Raw genomic sequence first — 22,314 nt, 5'->3', positions numbered from 1 at the left:
GGTACAAACCCACCCCTGGAAGAGGGAGTTATACCATATTAGTTTCTTCTGCCCCTCTGGTCAAAAACCTGTAGAGGTAGTAGTACCCCTGAAAATAGTTGGTCAGGCTGTCGGGCTTACAAAAGGCGGCATCCTGGAACAAATGCTTACAGAGGTTAAAGTCCGTTGTCTGCCTGAAAGGATTCCAGACTTCATAGAAGCCGATATCAGTGGTGTAGATATTGGTAAAAACTTCTGTGTGGGCAATTTAACGCCTCCTGAGGGCGTTACTGTGTTGGATGAACCCCAGAAGACCATTCTGACAATTGTACCACCCCGCAAATTATAATTTCCCCACCTGGCTGAGGGAGGGGTGTTTGGGGAGAAGGGGAGTGTAGGGAGGAAAAAACATACCCAACCTACTTTCTCCCTCTAGCTGACAAAGTCTAGGTGACAAGATCAAAGTTGGCAGTAACATTCTGCACGTCATCCAGGGATTCTAATGTTTCCATTAGCCTTAATATTAACTTAATTTGCTCTGGATCGCTTACTTCTACATAACTTTTGGGAATCCAGCGCAATTCAGCATCCTTTACCGCAAAGCCTGCACTTTTCAAAGCCTCACTCACTCTCTCCAATCCCTCCACCGTGGTAAACACTTCTGCCCCTCTGTAGTCGTCTTCCTGAATTATCTCATAGCTGAGGGCATCCGCATTGACACAGGTTTCTAATAAGTGCTCCTCATCAACGGCGCCGTCAATGGTTACAACCCCCTTTCGTTCAAACATCCAACTGACACAACCAGTCTCCCCCATTCTTCCCCCATTCTTGTTAAAGGCAGCCCGTAAATCAGCCGCTGTGCGGTTGCGGTTGTCTGTCAGTGCCTCAATTAATACTGCCACCCCTCCCGGCGCGTAACCCTCATATCTAATCTCCTCTAAAACTGCTTCCTCGTCTACATAAGTGCCTGCCCCTTTTTGGATTGCCCTTTCTATATTCTCACTTGGCATCCCAGCCGCCTTTGCCCTCTCAATGGCGGTGCGCAGTTGAAAATTGGCACTGGGATCTGGTATTCCATTACGAGCTGCTACAATTATAGCACGAGAAAGTTGAGTAAAAGTCTTTCCCTTCTTGGCATCAACCCTAGCCTTCTGTCTTTTGATGTTAGCCCATTTACTGTGTCCTGCCATAAATGAAAGACTAGTAGCTCAGGAATTCGGGATTACTAGTTTAAAAAAAATAATTCTCCCTTGACAATGGCTAAGGTTAAATGAAGTTAAATTAAAAGGAAAAACCCACGCCCCCTTAGAAGCATGGGTTAAGGCTATGGACGGGTAGAGGTTGTCTATGTAGTTTATCTGAAACCTACAGCGGCTTGCCAAACAAAGGCCAACAATAGGAAAAACACGGGTATCACAGGTAACACGTCGATCAAAGGCTTAAAAGCCTGATACGCTTCTGGCAATTTGGCCAGTAGTACCATTAGTTCCATACTTTTCTTTTACTCTAGAGTTTATTCTTGCTATTATATTACCACCATCTGTCTCCACGTAGGGTGTTATTTGGGGTTTTCAGACAAGACTTTCCATCACCCGCCCGTAACTTTACGGTTGACCATAGTAGTTAGCACTGACTTTATCTGCATCCCCTCTTAACACATTTATGGCAATACCATCATTGCCCATCCCTTTCCCCGAACTGTGAATATACTTGTCGTCCCTCAGATACAGGGCCACATGAGCTACACGGGAGATGCCGAAAAAGATTAAATCCCCTGGTTGTAACTCTTCTGTTGTGATTTTAAGGGTAAAGGCTTCCCGTTGATAAAAGTCACGGGGCAGCCATACTCCTACAGTAGCAAATACAGTAGCAAAAGCGCTCTGAATTGAGGGAGCCACTGTACTCCCCCTTTGGGGGGGTATTCATGGCACGGTAGGTAAATGCTATCACTAGGGGGATGAGGATTTCAATGGTTGCCCTAGAAATCAAAACAGGCTGATAGGGTTTTTCTGCCGGCTTTAATAGGTGTACATTAGGGGTAACCAAGCTCCATATTTGCCCTCTACCCTACAGACTCTTGCCACTTTCTCATTGGGGTGAATATCTAGGATTTTTAACTGTCTTCCCCTTGGTAACTGGGTGGCCAACTCCTCACAGAGGGCGGAGGCATACAAGTTCAAATTTGCCACAAATACATATTCTCCCGTCGGTTACGGAGGAATTAATTTCCCTATCATCCTACTACTCCCCCTATCTATAGAGTAAATGTAAAATCTTCTATCAGTGCCCCGGGTACAATCTTTCCCCCCAAACTGCGAGATTCATAGGTGCTAGTGTTGGGTATGAACTGACTAAAATTGGTAAGTGCCATGAGATTTTCTCCGAAAAACAAATACAATGATTCGTCAAAACGTAAATTCTTAATGGTGGCTACAATTTCTCCTTTTTCTACCCAAAAACACCCATAACGGGTCATGCCGGTAATTTTGCCTTCTTGTCTATCACTCCAGTTAAGATAGTGTAGATTCGAGATATATAATCCTGTGTCTAAACTTTTCAGAATTTCCTCCTCAGTCAAATTCCCCGGTGCGATTTCTGGAGCCCTTAAACTTTCACTACTATTAGCACCATTGGACACTAAATTGTACTCCAAAGCAGTGCGACCATTAACAAGAGTGTTAACCAATCTTCCCTGTATAATTAGGGGCAATTCTTGGGGAGAAATCTCACCAAATTCATTGAAGCGGGGCACATCTCCCCTGGTAAAATTTTCCTTCAGATTGAACAAGGGAGAAAGTGTTTTTCCTTGGCGCAACCTAGCTAAAGCACTGCCTCCCTGTTGCAAAGAGGCTTCTGATATTGCCCCCCAGGAGAACATTTCCAACAATTCTGCCACCGCCGCCGGTTCTAAGTATACACGATAACGTCCTGGTTTTATTTCCCTTTGGGGAAGTTTTAATTTTTCCAGTTGTTTCCTTTTTGAGTTTATCTGCTTTTCATACTCCTCAGTCACCCAGTTTCTCCCAGAAAAAGTGCCTTTTATTGCTTTTTGGTTTTCATCTATCAGGGAATAGTCTACAAAGAAGGAATCTGTGGAAAACCAGTTGGTCTGACCTAGAGAATTGGCGTATCCTCTTGCCATATTTCCCCCGGCATACAGCCCAGTAAAATCCACATCTTCCACTGGTTTTAATATTTTTTCAAATACATCGTCTTCTCCCAATACATTCCCTTGGTATACTTCTTTTGATGAGGGATTTTCTCGGGGATATACAATGTATTCATCCTCCGGTGCATTTTCTATTTCTGTCCTTAAATACTCCAGACCATTCTCCGCTATTTTTTTATCCCTATCCCTATCGCCACTGAGGGGTATCGTTACAGATGCCTGACGTCTGTTAGCGATTAAATTGAGCTTTAGATTGCCATCTATAACCACTCCATTTTGACGAATTTTGCTGTTATTAAAGCGAATAAAATGGGTTCTTTCCCCCCAGAAGCTAATGGTTAATATTTCCCCATTTTTAAGCTGAAAAAATATGGCATCCGCCAGGGAATAGAAGCAGGATTCCCAGGAAAAATGTTCTGACATATAAATTGTTTCCACAGCCGATTTTTATAAGCTGATAATGCCAAGGATAAAAAAGGAAAATTTGCTGGGTACATTGTACCACAAATTTAACGAATACATACCCCAGAAAAAAAAATAGAAAAGACTATGAGCCTAGTGGTAAAAGTGTGACGGAGGAAGAGACAATGGTGGAACAAGGACACTAACAACAGCTGGGAGGGGAAGAAACGGGAAAATTGCAAAGTACAAGGGAAAGGGTAAGTTGGTAGTGGGGTATACTCCAGGTTTACTATGGTAGTATAGGAGAAATTGACTATTAATTATAGTTAAGGAAAAGATTAATAAATATCATCGTCACTCATCTTGTCAAACGTTCCATGCTTGTTTATGCTTGATCTAGATAGGTTTTTAATGAAAAAGCTGGCCAAAGAGAGGGGGATATTCCGTGCTTAAAAAAGTAATGGAGTTGTCACCCCTAGTTGGACAGCGAGAGTAGAAATAGTATTGTAGGAAGGGAACGAAAATGCCAATCGCAGTAGGAATGATTGAAACCCTGGGCTTTCCAGCCGTGGTAGAGGCAGCAGACGCCATGGTGAAAGCCGCCCGTGTGACCCTGGTGGGGTATGAAAAAATCGGCAGTGGCCGTGTAACAGTAATAGTAAGAGGCGATGTATCGGAAGTACAAGCCTCTGTGGCCGCGGGGATTGAATCGGCTAACAGAGTTCCCGGCGGGGAAGTGCTGTCCACTCATATAATCGCCCGCCCCCACGAGAACCTCGAGTATGTCCTGCCAATTCGTTACACTGAAGAGGTAGAACAGTTCCGTAACTATTAAGTATACAAGTAAGAATATAGGAAAGTAATACTAAAAAGGGGAAGAAAAAAGCCTATGTCAATCGCAGTTGGAATGGTGGAAACCCTGGGCTTTCCAGCGGTGGTAGAAGCGGCAGACGCCATGGTAAAGGCAGCCCGGGTTACCTTAGTGGGTTATGAAAAAATAGGCAGTGGCCGCGTCACTGTAATCGTCAGGGGCGATGTATCCGAAGTACAAGCATCCGTGGCAGCTGGCATTGAAAATGCCAAAAGGGTAAAAGGAGGACAGGTTTTGTCCCACCACATCATCGCCCGTCCCCATGAAAACCTCGAGTACGTCCTGCCAATCCGTTACACCGAAGAGGTAGAACAGTTCAGAGAAAGTGTTAATCCTCGCCCCCTGAGCCGCCCCTAGCCGGGTAAATCAACCCCCCTAGGTTGACGTTTTCCGGATGTGGGTTGCACAGCCCCCCATTTGCGGGGGTTGCCTATCCCGTAAACTTTTAAACACAAACATACTGATGCAAATTGCTAGAGTTTGTGGTACAGTTGTAAGTAACCACAAGTCAAAGGCCCTGACAGGGATAAAGCTGCTCCTGGTACAGTTTCTCGACGCCAACGGGAAACCCCTGCCCCAGTACGAGGTGGCTGGGGATACCGTGGGGGCAGGGTTAAATGAGTGGGTGTTGGTGACCAGGGGCAGTTCCGCCCGCAGGGAAATAGGAGATGAGCGGCCAGTAGATGCCATGGTGGTGGGGATTATTGACACTGTCACTGTGGGGGGTGAACTAATTTACAGCAAGAAAGAGGCTGAAAGACCATATTGACCATAACCTATTGGTAGCTCCCATATAACCGGTTATAAAAGAAGGAGAAAAAATAGTTTCCAGTGCCTGTTAACAGTTACTTATAGCGGAGGTTTGCCGTGAGCTTTCCCATAATGGCAGCTCCCCCAACCCCTTGGTCGAGAAACCTGGCGGAACCGACTATCCATGAGACCGCCTACGTGCACTCCTTTTCCAACCTCATAGGGGATGTGAGGGTGGGGGCCAATGTCCTCATTGCGCCCGGCACTTCTATTCGGGCCGATGAGGGGACTCCCTTCTACATCGGCGACAACAGCAACATTCAAGACGGCGTTGTCATCCACGGTTTGGAAAAGGGACGAGTCAAGGGGGACGACGGGAAGGAGTATTCTGTCTGGATTGGTCGTAATACCTGTATAACCCACCTAGCTCTCATCCATGGCCCCGCTTACGTGGGGGATAATTGTTTTATAGGGTTCCGTTCTACTGTTTTCAATGCCAGGGTGGGGCATGGCTGCATCGTAATGATGCACGTGTTGATCCAGGATGTGGAAATCCCCCCTGGTAAGTATGTCCCCTCGGGCTCCATTATCACCACCCAGCAACAGGCGGATCGCCTCCCGGATGTCCAACCAGAAGATAGGGAGTTCGCCGCCCACGTGGTTCAAATTAATGAGGCCCTTGCCATGGGCTATCAGTGCATCGAAAATGCCGCCTGTATAAATGCCGTGAGGGCAGAAAGTGCCCGCCTGGGCGAAAGTAACACGCAACTCAGTAATGATTCGGGGGAGATTATGACTGTAAGTACAGATATTGCTGGCCAGGTGCGTTCCCTTTTAAGACAGGGGTACCAAATCGGGGTGGAACATGCCAACCCCCGTCGTTTTAAAACCAAGTCCTGGTTGACTGCACCCCTGCGGGCTACTGGGGAAGCAGCCATTCTCAGAGAGTTGGAATCCCTGCTGCGGGAATATGCCGGGGAGTATGTTCGCCTCATTGGCATTGACCCCAATGGCAAACGCCGTGTTGCTGAGGTCATTATCCAACGCCCCGGGGAAAGCCCCTCTGTTTCTACCACCCCCTCCACTCGGGTGACTGTTAACAGTAGCAATACTGCTTCTACCAGTGGGGCCGGTAATGCCAGTTGGACTGACGAGGTGCGGGCTCTAATCCAAGGGGGTTATCAAATTGGGGTAGAACACGCCAACCCCCGTCGCTTTAAGACCAAATCCTGGCTCACCGCGGGCAGTATCAACACCAAGTCCGTTCAAGAGGCTATTAGTGCCATTGAAGGCTATCTTCGTCAGTTTGAAGGGGAGTATGTCCAAATTGTGGGGGTCGATCCCGCCAGCAAACGTCGTGTTTCTGAAACCATCATCCAACGCCCCGGCTCCGGTAGTCCAGAGATAAACAAAAATAACTACACCGCTCCCACCTCCTCCCACAATGGCGCCTCGGTGACTACTACCACTGGCGGCCGCCTCAGCCAGGAGGCCATCGCCCAGGTGCGTTCCCTTCTGGCTCAAGGCTATCAAATTGGCACCGAGCATGCCACAGTCCGTCGCTTTAAGACTAATTCCTGGCAATCCTGTGCCCCTATTCAGAGCAAGAATGAGCGGGAAGTCATAGCCGCTTTGGAAGCCTGCCTTAAGGAACATGATGGGGAATATGTCCGCCTGATTGGCATTGACCCCACCGCTAAACGCCGGGTATTGGAGATGATTATCCAACGCCCTGACGGTGTCCCCGGTGGTAGTAGCACTTCTGTAAATAGTAAATCTACAAACGTGAACGGCAATGGCAAGAGTGTAAACGGGGCTGTTGCCACCACCAGTTTGTCCCCAGAAGTGGTGTCCCAAGTACGTTCCCTCCTGGCTCAAGGCTATCAAATCGGGACTGAGCATGCCACGGTTCGTCGCTTTAAAACCAACTCTTGGCAATCCTGTGCCCCTATCCAAAGTCGTAATGAGTCCGAGGTGCTGCGAGCCCTGGAAGCCTGTCTGAAAGAACACTCTGGGGAGTATGTACGTCTGATTGGCATTGAGCCCACCGCCAAACGTCGTGTCCTAGAAACCATCATCCAAAGACCGTAATTTAATCTCTCTTTTTGCGGAGTTGGGCGTATCTATCCCTGTACGCCCCTCTGTTTGGCCTTTTGAATTACTTGATTAGCATACAACATTAGAGTTAGGGCTACTGTGTGGATTACCCCCCTTGCGCCGTTTCCTTTACCAGTAGGGAGATGTCTATACCTGTTCTTCAAGTCCCCTGCCTTTCTAACACAAAGGTAGTAGGAGATGTTACCATAGACCCCACGGCAATAATTGCCCCTGGTGTCATCTTAAATGCAACCCCGGGCAGTCGTATTGTTATCAAAAGTGGGGCCTGTTTGGGCATGGGGACGATTATTACTGCTATAGGGGGGGATGTAGTGGTGGAGTCCAATGCCATTCTCGGTGCTGGTAGTCTGATTGTGGGAGCATGTGTTATAGGAGCTCAGGCGTCCCTCGGGGCTTTGGTGACCGTATACCGGGCCGACGTGCCGGCCAATGCGGTTATTTCTGCTGGGACAATAATAGGGGATACCTCCCGTAAACCCGATTCCCATTCCCTAGTTCCCAGTATTCCATCCTCAGCCTCCCCAGTGGCAGGGGCGACTGGACAAGCCACAGAGGCTACAACGGGGGGAAGAGAGGAAATAGTGGCGGTGGCAAAAAAGGATGAGGGGGAAAATACAGAGGCCTTACAGGAGGACCCTTGGGAAGAGAAAGGGGAACAAACTCCATCTCGCCCCCAAGAGGAATCTCGCCCCCAAGAGGAGGAGGGGAATGAAACCCCCACCCCGCTAGGTAACGCCCCTCTAGAGGGCCACAACTCCTCCGACCAGAATGCATCCCCTCCCACCAACAAGAGGGGTGTGGTGGGGAAGGTTTATATTAACAAGTTGCTGTTTACTCTCTTCCCTGACAGACATAGTTAACCCCACCTCACCCGTTTAGGCTGGATAAATCCGTAAACGACGATTGGGCTCCTCTCCAAAACTGTCTGAGCGGAGGCGATAGTGGGCCACCAACTCGTGTTGCATTTTTCTGATTCTGGCGTTGCGGGGCAACAGTTCGACGGGTTGTCCTCGGGGAATAACAATCTGTTCTACGGCTAGACGAGCCTCTTCTAAGGCCTCCAGTTCGTCATCACTGTCCCCCGTGAAGAATTGTCCCAAATTCAAGGACTGTGGCTTGTTTTCCTCTTCCTCCCCCACCAGTTCTCTCAGGGCGCGGACAATTTGGGGGATGCTATTGGACTTAACAGTCTTGATGGTTAACTGCCTTTCTTTTGCCAATTGCACTAGTTTGGAATTGTTTTTCGCCTGAGATCGCAGCGCCAGGAGTACGTCCGCACTGTCTATGTCCTTAGTTAGGACTATGGGCATTTTGAACAGCTCGATTACCTGCTCTAAGTTGCTTTTGCCTATGCCATAGGGATAGACATAAACGGGAAAGTCCTCACCATTAGGGCCCGGAGTGCGTATCTTTCCCCCCTCCTTCTCCTCCTTGTACCACGAGTCTTCTAGCATCTGCTCAAACTCAAAATGGGCTGCCGTTGTCGGGGGGGGGACTGGTGCCATCTTACCCTGAGCCCTCAGGCCGGTGGGAGGACGGAAATCAAAAGAACTGTTGCTCACGATACTATTACTGGCGGGCTGTAACAAGTTTAATTTTCTTGCCGGCAGCAAAGAGGGATCTCTTGTTATGGTCACCTCCCCATGCTCATTAATTTGTCTCAATTGGGGAATGGGTTGTTTACCCCGGAGAAGACAGTCCACCGTGTGGGCTACATCCTCGTGCACCACCCATTTTTGCCTTTCCCACATTTCTATAGCAATTTGGAAAGTAGGTGGTGCCTTCCTCTCTAAAACTGTTTTTTGACAGCCCCGCCGCCTTGCCTCCTCATCCCCCAGGGTTACGGACTGAATGCCTCCAATCAGATCTGAGAGGGTGGGGTTTTTAATCAAGTTCTCCAGGCTGTTGCCATGGGCAGTCCCCACTAGCTGTACTCCCCTTTCGGCAATAGTCCGTGCCGCTAAAGCCTCCAACTCCGTCCCAATTTCGTCAATTATTATCACCTCCGGCATGTGGTTTTCCACCGCCTCTATCATCACCTGATGTTGCAATTCCGGACGGGCCACCTGCATGCGCCGCGCCCTTCCAATGGCGGGGTGAGGAATATCCCCATCGCCGGCAATCTCATTGGAGGTGTCAATAATTACCACCCTTTTTCCCAGTTCGTCTGCCAAGACACGGGCAATCTCCCTCAAGGCCGTGGTTTTTCCTACCCCGGGACGGCCTAACAGGAGTATGGACTGACCACTTTCCACCAACTCCCGAATCATGGCAATAGTGCCAAACACCGCCCTGCCAATGCGACAGGTCAAACCAATTATGTCCCCCTGACGGTTGCGGATACAGGAGATGCGGTGTAAAGTCCGCTCAATGCCAGCCCTGTTGTCACTGCTAAAATGACCTACCCTAGACACACAATAGGCCAAGTCCTCCCGGGTGACTAGTTCGTCACTGAGATACTCTGACCCTTCCGAAAAACGCGCCTCCGGCTGTCTCCCCAAATCCAGGACAATCTCAATGAGAGACTCCTTCTTGGGGTGTTTCTCTAGGGCATGTCTTATTCGAGGGGGCATTACGTCTAGTAGTTTGTCCAGATCGTCAGTTATCTTTTGCATCTGGGGAGGGAGTTTCAATGTCATTCCTTATTTTGTTCTGTCTTCTTCCTAGTTTACGAAAGACTGTTTTTCCCTTTGACTCGATCATAGCCCAAGTGCGTCAATTTTGACTGCCCCCCTCTTCCCCTTCTCTTTTTACAAAACTTAACATTGGTTGAGAAAACATAAAAATAACTTAAAGTTGACTGTTTTTCCACCGAGAAAAGTGTTAATCTAGAAGATAGAAAAAGGAAAAAGAAAGGGGGAAATAAAAAAAACAAAACCTGGCAAAAAATATGTCCGACCGCGGCGTCCTCAGGGCGATTTTCTGGTGTGGCAGGCTCAGGTATTAATGGTGTTTCCCTAGCTCCGTCCTCCTCAACCCTCCAAGCGAGGAGGAAAAAAGGGGGGGAAAAAAGGCCTCTTGAGGAAAGAAAATTCTCCATAATTCTCTGTTTTCTTTCCAAAAACAGCTAGTCAAAACCGAAAAAATGGAGTGTAAGTTATGAAGTTATTGATCCAGGGTAATAATATCCAAGTCACCGATGCCATTCGGAATTATGTAGAGAAAAAATTGGAAAAGGCGGTTAAACACTTTCAACATCTGGCCACAAAAATGGACGTCCACTTGTCGGTGGAACGCAACGCCCGCATCAGCAACAAACATAAGGCAGAAGTGACAGTCTATGCCAATGGCACCGTGATCCGAGCCCAGGAAAATAGTGAAAACCTCTACGCCAGTATAGACCTAGTTTCTGATAAAATTGCCCGTCAACTCCGCAAGTACAAGGAACGCATTTTGGCCAGGAAAACCCACACCACCGAGAAGACTGTAAATGCGGTGGAGGAGAAAATGGTAGAAGCTAGTCTGGTAGGCTCTCGCCAGCCCCAATTACCCCCGGAGGTGGTTCGGGTGAAGTATTTTGCTATGCCAGAGATGACTGTAGAAGAGGCCCTGGAACAGCTGCAGTTGGTAGACCATGACTTTTACATGTTCCGCAACAAGGAAACCGGCGAAATCAACGTCATCTATGAGCGTAACCACGGCGGCTATGGCTTAATTCAACCCCGCAAATAAAACCTTCTTCTAGTTGCAGTCGGGGGAAGCCGGTTTTCACTTTTTACGGGAACCCTCACCAGGGCCGGTTCCCCCTTGCCTCCTCCCCAGTTGTCCTCATCTCCCAAAAACAACAGCACCACCAGGACAATTGCCAAAACCACAATGGTAATTGCCATTTTTTTTTTGTTACTACATCTCTATCCTATACTATGTAAACTTTTATTGCAACTCTAGCGTCGAAACTGAATTAGGGAGAAGAGACGCAACTGTTATAAGCTATTTATTGTTAAAAATTGTGTGTGAGGAACAAAAATGGTAGTGTCTTGGTCGTCTCCCCCTTCAGTGAATTGCCAGTTGCCGGAGAAACTATTTGGAACTGATGGCATTAGAGGCAGGGTGGGGGAGTTGTTAACACCCAATTTGGCTTTGGCGGTGGGACTTGCAGCGGGCAAGGTTTGGCGGGAATTCTATCCTGGTGGGGTGGTGATTATTGGCCAAGATTCTCGCAATTCTAGTGATATGCTGAGCATGGCCATCACCGCCGGTTTGACGGCCATGGGGTTTGAGGTTTGGCATTTGGGTTTGTGTCCCACTCCCTGTGTGGCCTATCTTGCTCATATTACGGGGGCTGTTGGTGGCATCATGATTTCTGCCAGTCATAATCCCCCCTCAGATAATGGCATTAAGTTTTTCGGTGGCGATGGCAAAAAGCTGGATTCTCTTCTTACCACCTCCATGGATAATGCCATCCGTCAGATTTACTATGGCCATCTTTTTCCCTATCCCTCCGAGTGTGGGAGTGTACTACAACAACACTGCTTGACCGAGCGCTATGCTAAGTTTCTTTTGGATTCCCTCCCCGCGGGTGTGGATTTTTCCGGCCTGCGTATTGTGTTGGACTTGGCATGGGGGGCATCAGTAGAATTAGCCCCTTTCCTCTTTGAAACCCTGGGCGCGGAGGTGATTTGTCTCCACTCCTCCCCAGATGGCGAGCGCATCAACGTCCAGTGTGGCTCTACCCATCTGGAGAAGTTACAACAGGCCGTCAGGGAATATAAGGCTGATCTGGGTTTTGCCTTTGATGGAGATGCTGATCGGGCTATGGGGGTGGACGCCCGGGGAAGAGTAGTCTGCGGCGACTATATTCTCTACTTATGGGGAAAACACCTGCAATCCAAGGAGCTATTGCCAGACAACCTCATAGTGGCTACAGTGATGGCCAATTTGGGTTTTGAAATGGCATGGCGACAACTGGGGGGTAAATTAATCCGTACTCCCGTTGGCGATCAACATGTCCAAACTGCCATGTGGGATACTGGTGCCATGTTGGGAGGAGAACAGTCCGGCCATATTATCTGCCATCATTTCCACTATTCCGGTGATGGTCTGCAGACTGCGCTACAATTGACTTCTATCGTCAAGCAAGCTGGCGTTAGTCTGGCCGAGTTGGTAGACAACAGTTTCTCCCGTTATCCTCAAGTGCTGAAAAACGTCCGAGTGGAAAATCAAAAAAAACGCGCTTCCTGGCATAACTGTGACGCCATCCAAAAGGCCATAGCTGATGCAGAGGCGGCCCTTGGAGCTCAGGGGAGGGTGTTAATTCGCGCCTCTGGTACTGAGCCTCTTATCCGCGTGATGGTGGAAGCCGAAAGTCCCGAGTTGACGGGGTACTGGAGCAATTATCTAGCCGCTGTGGTGGCTCAAAGTCTTGCTTAAAGTCCTTCTCTTGTCCCCTCTAGGAGGGGCATTTTTTTGTATTTTAAATAGTACCCTAAGCTCACGAAAATTATGATTGCCATAGTGCCCAACCCTACATAATTAGGCACCCAAAAAACTGCTTTTATCCTGTTTATTTTCCCTGGAGACAGTCTTATTTCGTACTCTTGGTTTCCTGTTTTTTGCCATTTGACTCCCTCGCCTGCTATTTTTACTAACAGGGGGATATTCAACTTGAACCTCAAATCCATTAAATCTTCTCCGGAAATGATGATGTTGCCTTCTTTGGAAACCAGAGCTAGAGGTGTTAAATCTGCCTCAAATTCTAAGACGTTTCTCTCTAGAAAAAGCCAGTTGTTTTGCTCCAGGTTCATCCTGGCAGATAGGTTGAAATAGTCGGGGTTTTTCTTAGGGATTTTTTGTGGCTCGGGGGAGGAGGCAAAAAACTCATTGAATTTTTCTACTAGCTCCTTGCCATTGTAAAAGGGAATGGCCACCACCAATTCGTAGTCGTTAAGACGTTTACTCCTCCCGTTTAATGAAGAGGCCCTTTGTTCTATGCTTTTCAGCCACTCATTGACTTCCTCACCACTGAAATTGACTAGCTGTTGCCCCAATTTCACATGTTGGACTATTTCTCCCCCATTGGCTTGGGGAAACCGAATACCCACATCATAACGAACACAACCACTTAGAAGGATTAGCAAGGACAAAAACAGTAAGAGTCTCTTCAACATGTTGATTGCAGTCCCCCTGATGTGGATATTCAGCCCCAATTTTCCCCTGACAGGGAACTGGTGTCAAGAGGGGTCAACTATTCTTCAAAATGGTCTTCTGAGACAACAGTTCCACCACGGACAACTACTAGATCTATTTGTTGACGGTAGTAGTCTACACTTTTCACCTCCACTTCTACCTCGTCGCCGAGACGGTAAACCAGACGATTTCTTCTGCCCACTAAACAGGAGTATTTTGGCAGATACTCATACCAATCATCCTTAAGGGAACTAACATGGACTAGTCCCTCTACCAGTAGGGGCTTTTCCCGATGCAACTCCTCTTCTATTATTTGGACGAAAAAGCCATAGGATTGTACTCCGGTAATTAAACCACGAAATACTTTGCCGGTACAGTCCTTCATTTTTTCTGCCTTCTTAAGGCCGGCTAAATCCCTTTCTGCATCCTCTGCTATTTTCTCCCTCTCATTGAGGTGACTGATAATGGAGTGTAAGTCGGCCTCCAGTTCGGACTCGGTTTCTGGAGGTAATACCTTCCAGTGGATTTGTCCATGGCAACTACTGCTGGTCAAGTCAACCCCTTCTTTTACACGAGTGGTGCGACGATCTCTTCCCTGTTCAAAGACCTTTTTCAGAATACGTTGATTGACTAAATCCACATACCGTTGTCCGGGGGACAGGCAGTGGGTATAACTATCCAGGGCTAGACCAAAATGGGGTGCCGGGTGTAGGGTGTATTTATTGGACTTGAGGGAGTTGAGCAGTAGGTGGTGTAATATCTTCTCATGTTGTAAAATCTTCTCCTGTTCCGAATTGCTGAAGGCCTGCGTTAGTCTGTAGTAGTCCATGGGGTAGATTTCATCCTCGGATTCCAGTTGGAATTTGAGTCCGAGATTGGCCACTAGTTTCAGTAGATCCTCCAATTCATCCCAATCTGGTTTGCCCTGACTACAATATATGGCGGGGATTTGTAAATGCTGGAAGTGTTCCGCTACTAGCCTTCCCACCAATACCATTAACTCGGTGAGGAGAGACAAGATGGGGAGACTGGGATAAGAGGCGATGGCACCAATTCTCCCCTCGTCTTTAAAATAGGAGGTGACGTCGTCCAGAAGAATATCAAAACCCCCTTTTTGAAGACGTCTGGCCTTGACTGTGGGGCTAATTTCAAACAAAAGATGATTCAATAATTCCAGAGTGGACTCCAGGCCGGGTTTGGCACTGTTGGTGCTGATCATGGTTTGTACTTGTTTGTAGGTCAATTGGTGGTCCACCCTGACGATGCTAGGTTTGATGTGATACCCCAGCACCTCTCCATTGTCGTCCAGAGTGACTAGGACAGAAATAGCCAGACGCTCTTGATTGGGGATAAGAGAGGCACACTCTTGGACTTGTTTGGGGAACAAGGGGATAATTTTGTGGCCCAAATGGACAGCGGTGCCCCTTTTTCTGGCCTCTCTATCCAGGGGGGTATCCTCCGGCACAAAGTGAGCCACATCGGCAATATGAACCCCTAAAATCCACCTATTGTCTTCTGCCTTTTCCAGGGAGAGGGCGGTTTCCCGGAACAGGTCTTGTTCTGTCATCACATCCGGTTCAATGGTAATAGTGAGGAGCTCCCTTAAGTCTATGCGTTTTTCCCACTCCTGTGGGGGGATTTCACAGCTGAGGGAACTGGCTTGGGCGAGGACTTTTTCTGGGAATTCATGGGGCAAGTCGTGCTTTGAGGAGACAATATCGATGTCGGCGGCGGCGGCGGCGTCACTACCTAAAACTCTTAGCACTTTGCCAATAGGAGGTTTTTGTCCTATAGGGTAGCGCAATATTCCTACATGCACTAGATGGTCAACGGTTTCCGCTAATGGGATTCCGTTTTCTTTCAGCTTGATTTCAAAGAGGAGACGGTCGTCTAGGGGCACTGCCATGTAATCCCCATTTTCGTCTTGAACAACCCGGGCTAAAACGGAGGGGTTTGCCCTTTCCAGGATGACCTTGACTTCTCCTTCTGGAGAGCGACGACGGGTGCCCTCTTTTATTATTTTCACCAGAACCCGATCGCCATTCCAGGCATTGCTAAGATGGGTTTCCCGGATGTAAATGTCATCGGCATCCTCGTCATCCTGAATGGCGAAGCAGAAGCCCTTACTGGAACAGCGTAGTTTGGCCTCCACCACGTCCTTTTCTATACACCGGCGGTACTTGCCAAACTCTTTGGTGAGCACACCAATTCTTTCTAACACGTCTAGGGCTATTTGTAGTTTTTCGATGTCTTTTTCGTCTTCACAGCCCAATTTTTTCTCAATCTGTTTTCCGGATACTAGTTTATCTGGGCTTAAAAGGGAAAGAATTGTAGCGATAGAGAACTCCATTTACTATGTCCTTTTCTTACTAGCTATAATGGTACTGAAAGGTAAAAGGGAAGAGGACGAGTTTTCAGTTATCCCCTCAAGTGGTGGGTTTATGACCTGTGGTGTTTTAACTGTAAAAGGGGGCCTGCGGGGGTGGCTTACGGGTATTGTTCATAATACACCCTGCTCGGGCTACTCTCATAGGAAATTCTCATAAGAAAGAGGTGAAGGGGCGGAACTTGTATGATGCGGCCCACAGCTGGGTCATAAGGGCACACCCGCAAGGGGAAAGGGGAAAACTCCTGTTCCTCTCCCTAGTACTATACCTCATTCCTTGTCTTCTTTTCCCGCCACATGGGAGACTGGCTTAATATAATTGTACTCAAACTCTTGTCCGGATGCATTGTTCTCTATGACAGAAACTCGCTTTGCCCTCACTACCGAGCTGATTACTGTCACCGGTGGCAATTATATCGTAAGGGCGTCCCTTTGTGCTCAACAAAATACTATCACAACTGCCCTTGCCGCGGCTCACACGGTGGAGGATGCGGAAGATAGAGCCCGCCAAAGGGTTATAGACTTTTACTTCCAATTGCAACACCTTGAGGAAAGATTTCCCAATTATAACCATACTACAAAAACCTCTACTGAGGTCGAAAAGGAAAAGACCCCGCCCCGGCCCACTTCTTCTGCGGCTGATAGACCTACCTACGATGATGCCCCGGCCCTTGTTGGGGTGACAACCCCTGTTATATCCTCCCCCCCTAGTGGGATTTCTTCCCCACAGCGAGAAAATAGTACCATTGCGTCTCCTCCCTCTGGTGGAGCCTCCGTACAGCGGGCTACTACCACGTTATACTCTGGTGTTTCTAAATCCTCGTTGTCCAACCAGGGGGGTACTAGTAGTTTTGAGACTTCTCTTTCGAGGCAACAGCCGGCGGTAGGAGGGGGAGGGGAGGAGGAGGCCAGTGAAACCATTGACTTTAGTCAGATTATTGAGGAGACTACGCGGGAGATGAAACGTCTGGGTTGGACCCAAGAGGACGGTAAAAAATACTTACTGGAGACCTATGGTAAAAAATCCCGTCATTTGCTCACCGACGAGGAGTTAATGGAATTTCTCAACTATCTTAAAAGTCAACCCTCGTAGATTTATGCCGTCAACAAGAATCATCGAAGCGGGTGTAAAGACTTCCTTTTTCATACCAGTACTGTTTGATGGGATGATTTGGCGAGGAGAGAGAAGCTTTTGCCTGGTATAGTAATACTTGCCGATGATTCCCTCGCCAGACCCGTCTCAACACTTCCACGGATAATAGTTCACCTCCTAGAGATTTTACACATTCTTCAAACTTTTCTACGGCAGAATAATCAAAAGTCTCAAAAACCAGTAAGTTATTCTTACAAATCAGATGCCTACTTCTAATCCATGCCTGCATTTTTTTACTCGCTACTGGCGGCAACATATACCCAGCAAAAACGCAAATATCTCCTCTGCTTCTATCCTGCCTATTTATCCCTTTTTTTGAGTTAAAAATAAAGGGCTTTTCCAAAGAAACAACAAAATATTTATAATAAAAAACTAAAATAAAGGCCTTTTAAAAAATAAATATATGTCCGGCCTATCCAAAAATTTATCACATTGTCGTCTGCCTGCAAAAGTAGAGAGGTAAAAAAATGTTAACTAGGTGGGGAAAAAGGGGCGTACCATTACGTCATACGCCCGCAGGAGTTTAGGAGCGTTCGTCAATGGGGATATAGGGGAGGTTGTGTTCGCCGACGTAGATTTGGGTGGGGCGGAAGATGCGGTTGTAGGAGATTTGTTCTTTCCAATGGGCAAGCCAGCCGGCAACCCTAGCGATGGCAAACATGGAGGTGAACAGGTCGGGTTTGATACCCAGTTTCCGATACACTAGGCCGGAGTAGAAGTCCACATTGGCATGAATCCCCTTATGACCTAGTTTTTCTTCTACGACCCTTTCTACTTCCAAAGCGATCTCATAGTATTCGTCGTAGCCGGTGAGTTCAAACAGTCTTTCTGCCAGTTGTTGGAGGATTTTAGCACGGGGGTCTTTTACCTTATAGACCCGATGGCCAAAGCCCATGATTTTCTTTTTGTTCTCGATACAGTGTTCGATGTAGGGGCGGACGTTTTTTACTGAGCCGATTTCTTCCAACATTAACAACACTTCTTCATTGGCCCCCCCATGGAGAGGGCCGGCTAGGGTGCCCACAGCGGAAGCCACTACTGCATAGGGATCAGTGAGGGTGGAGGCGGTTACCATGGCGGAGAAGGGAGAGGCGTTCATTGTATGCTCCGCATGTAACATGAGACAAACATCAAAGATCCTGGCCTCCAGGGGTTCTGGTTCCCTTTCCGTGAGCATGTAGAGGAAGTTGGCGGCATAGTTAAGATTTTCCTTTGGCTGGACGGGGTCATTGCCTTCTCTGATTTGGGCAAAGGCTGCCACAATGGTGGGGATTTTGGCCAAAAGACGCACCACTGCCTCTCTGATGTATTCTTCTTCTAGCTGGGCTTTGCGGGAGTAGAACAGTCCCAAAGCAGCGGCAGCAGTTTGCAGGGCGTCCATGGGGTGTCCCGTTTCAGGAAAGCACTTCATCATGTCCCGGATTTGGTATTTAATCCGGCGATGACGGTTTATGTCTTCCTGAAACTGGTCTAATTCTTCCCTGGTGGGTAGTTTTCCCCAGATCAAAAGATAGGCTGTCTCTAGGAAGGTACTTTTTTGCGCCAATTCTTCTATGTTGATACCCCTGTATTCCAGTATACCTTTTTGGCCATCCACATAACTGATGCTGGATTTGGCTACTGGGACGCCTTCTAAACCGGGTCGAAATTCGCAGGTGTACTCTGTCATAGCAATCAATACCTCGACTACTAGGTTTACATCATTTTTGACTCTATTCCATCCTGTCCTTAATCAATTATCCACTTAGGACTTACCAGTAGGAACATTTCTGCCCTTCCTAGGGGGTTGTTCAAGTCTGGGACATTTAAACCAATAATACCGGCCTTTTTGAGAATAATTTTCTCTTCGCTCCTTCCCCAAATTAGAAGTTCTGCCCATTGACTCAGATCTGGTTGGTGTCCTACTAGGGCTACACTTTCTGCACTGTGGTATGGTGATGTTTGTAGCCAGTTGAGTAATTCTAGAAGATTCCCGTCGGGCATCAATGCCGGGTGTTCCTGCAATTGTTTACTTAGTTTGGCTTTTTGGAGGATAATTGCCGTTTCCTTTGCCCTCACATAGGGGCTAGTGAGGATTATGTCAAATTTTACATTTTTCTGGCTGAGTTTTTCCGCCACTTCTTGAGTTTTGGCAATGCCTTTTTTAGTGAGGATTCTCTCTGCGTCATCCTTCTCAGGAGTCCTCAATTCGGCGATGCCATGACGGACTAGATACATTTTCATGTTCTCGGTTTTATGGTTTAGCTACTCCCATCTAGAATATAACAACTAATCATATCAGTAATCTCAAGGAGGGGATGCCGGAAATTAGGGTCTGTGGGAATTTACAATTGGGGAATGGGGTTGTTAATCCATTAAAATCTAATATTACTGGTAGGCTCTATTTAGCTGTAGGAATAAAAAAGGTGGTTGAATATTTAGTTTTCCTGACAATTTCTGCTAGCATTTATGCCCTTTTTGCCTTGGGTTTGAATTTGCAGTGGGGGTTTACAGGGCTAATAAACTTCGGCCATGTGGCTTTTTTGACCCTTGGCGCCTATTTTACTGTCTTGTTGGAGATGCGTCTTGGAGTACCAATGTTTATATCCATGTTGATAGCGGTTTTAGCCTGTTGTTTGTTTGGTTTAATTATTGGTTTTAGTAGTATAAAACTAAGAGAAGACTATTTAGCGATTGTTACCATTGGAGCCGGGGAGTTGGTGCGTCTAATAGTACAAAATGAGGAACAATTGACTAACGGCACTTTTGGTTTGCAGGGTTACAATTTGCCTTTGGGGAATTTTCAGCCGAATTTTTTTGGGAAACTTGTGATGATTGCCACTCTTACTTTCTTAGCAATTTTTGCCCTTTGGCAACTGTTTAAAAACCTCAAATTACGCCTAAAGCTGGCACAGGAAATTCAAGGGAAAAGTTTTCAACCTCCTAGTCGTTTTAGCACTTATTTTTGGGGTGCCGTTGCCGTTATTTTTATCTTAGTTTGTTATGTTAATGGAGTAATTGCCCTTTATAACTACACTTATAAAGCCGGCCTGATGTTATTAACCTTAATTGCCTTGGCGGTGGTTTACTGGGGGTTAGAAACTCTGGTACATTCGCCGTGGGGTAGGGTGTTAAAAGCCATTAGGGAGGATGAGGAGGTGGCTATATCTCTTGGCAAAAATGTCTTCTGGTATAAACTCCAAGCCTTTATGTTGGGGGGAGGCATTGCCGGGGTTGCTGGTGCTTTTTACAGTTGGCAGTTGACTACTATTTACCCTTCTAGCTTTGAGCCTCTGATGACTTTTAATGCCTGGATTATTGTAGTACTGGGTGGTGCTGGTAATAATGCTGGTGTTTTGTTAGGGGCTATTATTTTTTGGGCTTATGATTCTCTTACCCGCTTTCTCTTCGGCAGTCTACCTTTTTTCACCTCCGCCCAGGTTGCCTCCTTCCGAGTAATGGTTATTGGCCTAATCCTAATACTACTAATGCTTTGGCGTCCTCAGGGCATTCTGGGCAAAAAGGGCGAACTTTCTCTCAACATCTAGCTCTAAACTCACTATGCTCCCCCTTTGAATTTTCTTCTCAATGGGAGGCAATTTTTTTATGTGTTTTACCACCTGGCCAGAGGGGATAGCCTCTAAATCAATCTATTTTCCCTTTTTTTAGCCCTATTAAGTTATTTATTTCAACAAAAGTACTACAAAACCCTGTCTACTGTCCCGTGATAGTGAAAAAACGGAGGCGGGGTAGTAAAAAAAAGGGGAGGGTTGTGTTGGGGTTTTAGGACTTTTTGGGAGATAACAACATAATGATATTTTTGCCTTCTTTTTTAGGTTTTTGTTGCACCTCTGCCACATCTGCCAAGTCTTTTGCCAGCCTTTCTAACAATTCCTCTCCCAGATGTGTGTGTTGTGCCTCCCTGCCGCGGAAGTTGATGGTAGCTTTGACCTTGTCTCCTGCGCCCAAAAAGCGTCTTGCTTGGTTTAAACGCACCTGATAGTCATGTTCGTCAATTTTGTAACTCATTTTAACTTCTTTAATCTCGGCGGTATGTTGTTTTTTGCGGATTGCCCTTGCCTTTTTCTCCTGTTCGAACTTGTATTTCCCATAATCCATGATCTTACAAACAGGAGGATCGGCATTTTCGCTCACCAGTACCAAGTCCAATTCTCTTTCTTCCGCTAGACGATTAGCCTCTTCAATGTCAAAGATCCCCAACTGCTCGCCATTGGTGTCAATTAGTCGAACTCTGGGGTAGCGGATATTTTCGTTTATTTTGGGCAAATCCTTTTGGTTGGTTCGTTTGTTGCTATAAGTCACAGGCTTTGACTTTCTTCTCCGACAGTAGGCAAAATTACTTATTCTTTTACGGTTGTAGTAAGATGGTTGATTAATTTTATTCTAATGATTATTATAATGGCTTGTTGCCATTGTAGGAGGCAACTACCGCTGTAGTTAGTAAGGGATACAATAGAGTTGAAGAGGTTGACATCATAAGGGGATTCATGGATGCAATCTTTGTTCAGACATTTTTCAATGGGATAGCGGTGGGCAGTGTGATTGCCTTGGCGGCAGTGGGGTTGACGTTAACCCTGGGCATATTACGTCTTTCCAATTTTGCCCATGGAGATTTTCTAACCCTTGGGGCCTATTTGACGTGGTGGCTAAATTCTCAGGGCATCAGTTTTTGGCCGTCTTTGTTACTGGCGATGGTGGCTACTACCTTTTTCATGTTAGTGGCGGAACAGTTATTGTGGGGGCCGATGCGCCGAAAAAGGGCTACAAGTACCAGTCTTATCATCTTGTCTATTGGGTTGGCCTTATTTGTCCGTAATGGTATTCTCTTTATTTGGGGTGGGAGTAGTCAAAATTATAGACTGCCACTGGTGGAGGCTTTAGACATAGGCGGTATAAGGATTGCTTACTACTGGGTGGTAGTGTTTGTGGTGGCCATTGTGGCCATTGTTAGTTTACACCTGTTGTTGCAAAAAACTAAAATAGGCAAGGGGATGCGGGCAGTAGCGGACAATATAGACTTAGCCAGGGTATCAGGTATTGATGTGGAACAGATAATCTTATTCACCTGGGTTGTGACGGGTGTTTTGACGGCTTTAGCGGGGGGGCTATACGGTTTAATTACTGCCGTACGTCCTAATATGGGATGGTTTCTGCTGTTGCCCATTTTTGCTTCTGTTATAATGGGGGGCATTGGTAATCCTTATGGGGCTATTGCGGGGGGGTTGATTATTGGTGTTGCCCAGGAGATGAGTGTATTTTTGGTGGGGCCTGATTATAAACTGGGAATAGCCCTTTTAATTATGATCTTGATTTTACTGGTACGTCCTAGGGGGATTTTTTAGTCTTCCCCTGAATATCAC

At 47.0% G+C, this 22,314-nt stretch carries 24 protein-coding genes; 11 read left to right on the top strand and 13 right to left on the bottom strand.

Annotated elements, in window-relative coordinates:
• A partial coding sequence (locus IGQ44_12490) for a 50S ribosomal protein L25 (GenBank protein HIK38795.1) occupies positions 1-328 on the top strand: 328 nt, incomplete at its 5' end.
• Positions 329-425: 97 nt separating this feature from the next.
• On the opposite strand, the gene IGQ44_12485 is transcribed toward IGQ44_12490, so the two are convergent.
• The 5 genes from IGQ44_12485 to IGQ44_12465 form a co-directional block, all read right to left on the bottom strand.
• Positions 426-1,169, bottom strand: a complete 744-nt coding sequence (locus IGQ44_12485) for a YebC/PmpR family DNA-binding transcriptional regulator (GenBank protein ID HIK38794.1) — start codon at positions 1,167-1,169, stop codon at positions 426-428.
• Between the two features lie 164 nt (positions 1,170-1,333).
• The gene (locus tag IGQ44_12480) at positions 1,334-1,471 is read right to left on the bottom strand and encodes a photosystem II reaction center protein K (GenBank protein HIK38793.1); all 138 of its coding nucleotides are present in this window, start codon (positions 1,469-1,471) and stop codon (positions 1,334-1,336) included.
• Positions 1,472-1,583: 112 nt separating this feature from the next.
• On the bottom strand, positions 1,584-1,901 hold the full coding sequence (locus IGQ44_12475) for a C40 family peptidase (GenBank protein ID HIK38792.1): 318 nt from the start codon (positions 1,899-1,901) through the stop codon (positions 1,584-1,586).
• Positions 1,902-1,997: 96 nt separating this feature from the next.
• A complete protein-coding gene (locus IGQ44_12470; GenBank protein ID HIK38791.1) occupies positions 1,998-2,168 on the bottom strand; it encodes a hypothetical protein in 171 nt (56 codons plus the stop codon).
• A gap of 65 nt (positions 2,169-2,233) precedes the next feature.
• On the bottom strand, positions 2,234-3,571 hold the full coding sequence (locus IGQ44_12465; GenBank protein ID HIK38790.1) for a TldD/PmbA family protein: 1,338 nt from the start codon (positions 3,569-3,571) through the stop codon (positions 2,234-2,236).
• Positions 3,572-4,073: 502 nt separating this feature from the next.
• Here IGQ44_12465 and IGQ44_12460 point away from each other — a divergent pair.
• From IGQ44_12460 to IGQ44_12440, 5 genes are all read left to right on the top strand, one after another.
• A complete protein-coding gene (locus IGQ44_12460; GenBank protein ID HIK38789.1) occupies positions 4,074-4,385 on the top strand; it encodes a carbon dioxide-concentrating mechanism protein CcmK in 312 nt (103 codons plus the stop codon).
• Positions 4,386-4,439: 54 nt separating this feature from the next.
• The gene (locus tag IGQ44_12455) at positions 4,440-4,778 is read left to right on the top strand and encodes a carbon dioxide-concentrating mechanism protein CcmK (protein ID HIK38788.1); all 339 of its coding nucleotides are present in this window, start codon (positions 4,440-4,442) and stop codon (positions 4,776-4,778) included.
• A 106-nt stretch (positions 4,779-4,884) separates the two neighbouring features.
• A complete protein-coding gene (locus tag IGQ44_12450) occupies positions 4,885-5,190 on the top strand; it encodes a EutN/CcmL family microcompartment protein (GenBank protein HIK38787.1) in 306 nt (101 codons plus the stop codon).
• A gap of 113 nt (positions 5,191-5,303) precedes the next feature.
• On the top strand, positions 5,304-7,262 hold the full coding sequence (locus IGQ44_12445; protein HIK38786.1) for a ribulose bisphosphate carboxylase small subunit: 1,959 nt from the start codon (positions 5,304-5,306) through the stop codon (positions 7,260-7,262).
• Between the two features lie 149 nt (positions 7,263-7,411).
• Positions 7,412-8,149, top strand: coding sequence for a hypothetical protein (locus tag IGQ44_12440; protein ID HIK38785.1), 738 nt, complete (start codon positions 7,412-7,414; stop codon positions 8,147-8,149).
• Positions 8,150-8,164: 15 nt separating this feature from the next.
• Here the strand turns inward: IGQ44_12440 and IGQ44_12435 are convergent, their stop codons facing one another.
• Entirely contained in the window at positions 8,165-9,928 is a 1,764-nt protein-coding gene (locus tag IGQ44_12435) for an AAA family ATPase (protein HIK38784.1), read from the bottom strand.
• Positions 9,929-10,388: 460 nt separating this feature from the next.
• Here IGQ44_12435 and raiA point away from each other — a divergent pair, with 460 nt between their 5' ends.
• A complete protein-coding gene (raiA, locus tag IGQ44_12430; protein ID HIK38783.1) occupies positions 10,389-10,961 on the top strand; it encodes a ribosome-associated translation inhibitor RaiA in 573 nt (190 codons plus the stop codon).
• Here the strand turns inward: raiA and IGQ44_12425 are convergent.
• A complete protein-coding gene (locus IGQ44_12425; GenBank protein HIK38782.1) occupies positions 10,946-11,119 on the bottom strand; it encodes a hypothetical protein in 174 nt (57 codons plus the stop codon). The genes raiA and IGQ44_12425 overlap by 16 nt on opposite strands.
• 136 nt (positions 11,120-11,255) lie before the next feature.
• On the opposite strand from IGQ44_12425, the gene IGQ44_12420 reads away from it, so the two are divergent.
• Complete coding sequence (locus tag IGQ44_12420; protein ID HIK38781.1) at positions 11,256-12,659, top strand: phosphoglucosamine mutase; 1,404 nt, start codon at positions 11,256-11,258, stop codon at positions 12,657-12,659.
• Here the strand turns inward: IGQ44_12420 and IGQ44_12415 are convergent.
• Both IGQ44_12415 and IGQ44_12410 read right to left on the bottom strand, forming a co-directional pair.
• A complete protein-coding gene (locus IGQ44_12415) occupies positions 12,656-13,393 on the bottom strand; it encodes a DUF3153 domain-containing protein (GenBank protein HIK38780.1) in 738 nt (245 codons plus the stop codon). The genes IGQ44_12420 and IGQ44_12415 overlap by 4 nt on opposite strands.
• An 80-nt stretch (positions 13,394-13,473) precedes the next feature.
• Positions 13,474-15,765, bottom strand: coding sequence for a VacB/RNase II family 3'-5' exoribonuclease (locus IGQ44_12410; GenBank protein ID HIK38779.1), 2,292 nt, complete (start codon positions 15,763-15,765; stop codon positions 13,474-13,476).
• Between the two features lie 391 nt (positions 15,766-16,156).
• On the opposite strand from IGQ44_12410, the gene IGQ44_12405 reads away from it, so the two are divergent.
• On the top strand, positions 16,157-16,894 hold the full coding sequence (locus IGQ44_12405) for a hypothetical protein (GenBank protein HIK38778.1): 738 nt from the start codon (positions 16,157-16,159) through the stop codon (positions 16,892-16,894).
• A 10-nt stretch (positions 16,895-16,904) separates the two neighbouring features.
• Here IGQ44_12405 and IGQ44_12400 read toward each other — a convergent pair whose 3' ends face one another.
• The 3 genes from IGQ44_12400 to sixA form a co-directional block, all read right to left on the bottom strand.
• Positions 16,905-17,210 carry a CpeR family transcriptional regulator gene (locus tag IGQ44_12400; GenBank protein ID HIK38777.1) on the bottom strand — a complete coding sequence of 102 codons (306 nt, stop codon included), beginning with the start codon at positions 17,208-17,210 and terminating at the stop codon, positions 16,905-16,907.
• 267 nt (positions 17,211-17,477) lie between these two features.
• Positions 17,478-18,623: a citrate synthase gene (locus tag IGQ44_12395; GenBank protein ID HIK38776.1), complete on the bottom strand. Its 1,146-nt coding sequence runs from the start codon at positions 18,621-18,623 to the stop codon at positions 17,478-17,480.
• A gap of 59 nt (positions 18,624-18,682) precedes the next feature.
• Positions 18,683-19,177, bottom strand: coding sequence for a phosphohistidine phosphatase SixA (gene sixA / locus IGQ44_12390; GenBank protein ID HIK38775.1), 495 nt, complete (start codon positions 19,175-19,177; stop codon positions 18,683-18,685).
• A gap of 182 nt (positions 19,178-19,359) precedes the next feature.
• On the opposite strand from sixA, the gene IGQ44_12385 reads away from it, so the two are divergent.
• The gene (locus IGQ44_12385) at positions 19,360-20,481 is read left to right on the top strand and encodes a branched-chain amino acid ABC transporter permease (protein ID HIK38774.1); all 1,122 of its coding nucleotides are present in this window, start codon (positions 19,360-19,362) and stop codon (positions 20,479-20,481) included.
• Between the two features lie 235 nt (positions 20,482-20,716).
• On the opposite strand, the gene IGQ44_12380 is transcribed toward IGQ44_12385, so the two are convergent.
• Positions 20,717-21,256 (bottom strand): translation initiation factor IF-3, encoded by a 540-nt coding sequence (locus IGQ44_12380; GenBank protein HIK38773.1) that lies wholly within the window; start codon positions 21,254-21,256, stop codon positions 20,717-20,719.
• A gap of 185 nt (positions 21,257-21,441) precedes the next feature.
• On the opposite strand from IGQ44_12380, the gene IGQ44_12375 reads away from it, so the two are divergent.
• Complete coding sequence (locus IGQ44_12375; protein HIK38772.1) at positions 21,442-22,296, top strand: branched-chain amino acid ABC transporter permease; 855 nt, start codon at positions 21,442-21,444, stop codon at positions 22,294-22,296.
• The last annotated feature ends 18 nt before the right edge of the window (positions 22,297-22,314 follow it).

It is taken from the genome of Geminocystis sp. M7585_C2015_104 (assembly GCA_015295805.1).
In the GTDB taxonomy this organism is placed as follows: domain Bacteria; phylum Cyanobacteriota; class Cyanobacteriia; order Cyanobacteriales; family Cyanobacteriaceae; genus DVEF01.
This window is presented reverse-complemented; position numbering and strand designations above follow the sequence as displayed.